This is a genomic window from Haloferax sp. s1 (assembly GCF_058382125.1).
On the sequence record NZ_JBZRPK010000236.1, the window covers coordinates 1 to 2,200 of the forward strand.

Genomic DNA, 2,200 nt, shown 5'->3' on the forward strand with positions numbered 1-2,200 from the left:
TTCGCGCTCTTGGGACCGCAGTTCGATGCGGCGAATTTTCCCCGAAGAGGTCTTCGGGAGTTCGTCGACGAACTCGATTTCGCGCGGGTACTTGTACGGCGCAGTTTCCTCTTTCATGAACGCCTGGAGTTCGTCCACGAGTTCGTCGGAGCCTTCGTATCCTCCGGTGAGAACGACGAACGCCTTGACGATACTTCCGCGTTCCTCGTGGGGACTTCCGACCGCCGCGGCCTCCGCGACCGCCTCGTGAGAGACGAGCGCGTCTTCGACCTCGAAGGGACCGATGCGGTAGCCCGCAGAGATGATGATGTCGTCGGCGCGGCCCTCGAAGAAGAAGTAGCCGTCCTCGTCGCGAGAGGCAAGGTCGCCGGTGCGGTAGTAGTCGCCGGCGAACGTCTTTTCGTCCAGATGTGGCTTCTCGTAGTAGCCGTCGAAGATGCCCGGACAGTCGACCGGGACCGCAATCTCGCCGATTTCGCCGTCGTCGACTTCTTCGCCGTCTTCGTCGATGAGGGTGGTTCCGAGACCCGGCGTCGGCTTGCCCATGCTGCCGGGTTTCACGTCGATACCGGGGTAGTTCGTGAGGAGGGCCACCGTCTCGGTCTGTCCGTAGCCGTCGCGGGGAATCACGTCGAACGCTTCGCGGAACGCTTCGATTGGCTCGCGATTAAGCGGTTCGCCCGCCGAAAGCGCCTCTTTCAGTTTCAGGTCGTACGAGGCGAGGTCGTGCTGGGCAAACATCCGGTACTGGGTTGGGACGGCACAAAGTCGGGTGACCTCCTCTTCTTCCATGATATCGAGGAACGTCTCGGGTTCGAAGTCGCCGCGATAGACGAACTGTGTCGCGCCCGTCGTCAGTCCGACGCCGACGGGACTCCAGAACCACTTCGCCCAGCCGGTGCCGGTCGTCGCCCAGAGGAGTTCGTCAGAGAGGTCGTCGTCGGCCGTGACGCCCCACCAGTAGGGCGCGTTGACGAGTTCGAAACAGCGCATCCAGCGGTGGCGGTGGCGGACCGGTTTCGGCTTACCCGTCGTCCCCGACGTGTAGTTGATGGACATCGGGTCTTCGGCCTTCAGTTCCGGGCCGTCGTGGCGGTCCGACTCGCCAGCGACTACCTCGTCGAATTCGGTCCAACCGTCGGCGTCACCGCCGAGGACGACGAAGTGTTCGAGCGGCGTGTCGGCTCGCACCTCGTCGACCATACCGACGAGCGACTCGTGGACGATTGCGGTCGTCGCTTCACAGTCGTTCGCGCGGAATTCGATGTCCTTGGGCTTGAGCATCGACGAACTCGGGACGAGCAGCGCGCCCCGCTTGAGCGCGCCGAGTTGGATGGCGAACACGTCAGGGTCACGCGGAAGCAGGTGAATGACGCGGTCGCCCTTCCCGACGCCCATCGATTCGAGCGCATTGGCAACCCGATTCATGTCGCGCCGAAGGTCGTCGTAGGTTCGTTCCTCACGCCCGCCGTCGGCGTCGCGGAACTTCAGCGCGACCCGGTCGCCGAACGAGTCGGCGTGCGATTCGATAACCGCAGGGATGTTGTACCCTTCCGGGATGTCCCACTCGAACGATTCCAACTCGACCGTGTAATCGATTGCCATGGCTCGACAGACAGAGAGGACCATAATAATTGTTCGTCCGAAATTTGACGGGTGTTCGGCGCGCCGTCAGGCCATCGGTGCGCCTTCTTGTGAACCCTCGTCGGCCGCACCCACGTCGTCGTCGCCGTCGTGGCCGGATTCACCGCGGAGTGCCAGCGCGAACGCGCCGAGACCCACGATGAGGACGGCGAACTCGAGGACGCCTCCGAGGGGGACGAAATCGAGCAACGTGAGGACGAACAAGCCGGTGAACAGCGCGACCCAGCGGTTGTTGTAGTCGGCCAACGAGAGGAGCCACGCCCCGAGGACGAGCGCGCCGTAGATGCTCGCCACCCAAAGGGCTAAGAGGAATCCGACGCCGCCGGCGAGCGACAGCGGGATTCCCACGATGGTCAAGAGCAGCACGAGCAGGACGATTGGAACGCCGACGATGGTGAGGAGTCCCGCGCCGCCGCTCAGGACGGTTTTTTTCGTTCCGAGTCCCGTCACGCGGCGGGCGAATTCTGGGGCGACGAGGGCGCTACTCGAACCCAGGACGAGGGTCCCCCGGGGCCAGGAGCCCGAAAATACCCAATTCGGCATCCTCGGCCCTCCA

General features: G+C 63.6%; 2 protein-coding genes. Both read right to left on the reverse strand.

Going from position 1 to position 2,200, the window contains the following annotated elements; translation table 11 throughout:
• Positions 1–1,605: acetate--CoA ligase (locus QT222_RS02125; RefSeq protein WP_491476156.1), on the reverse strand; the 1,605-nt coding region annotated here is incomplete at its 3' end.
• Between the two features lie 66 nt (positions 1,606–1,671).
• The coding region (locus QT222_RS02130; RefSeq protein WP_491476157.1) for a DUF8173 domain-containing protein at positions 1,672–2,200 on the reverse strand (529 nt) is incomplete at its 5' end.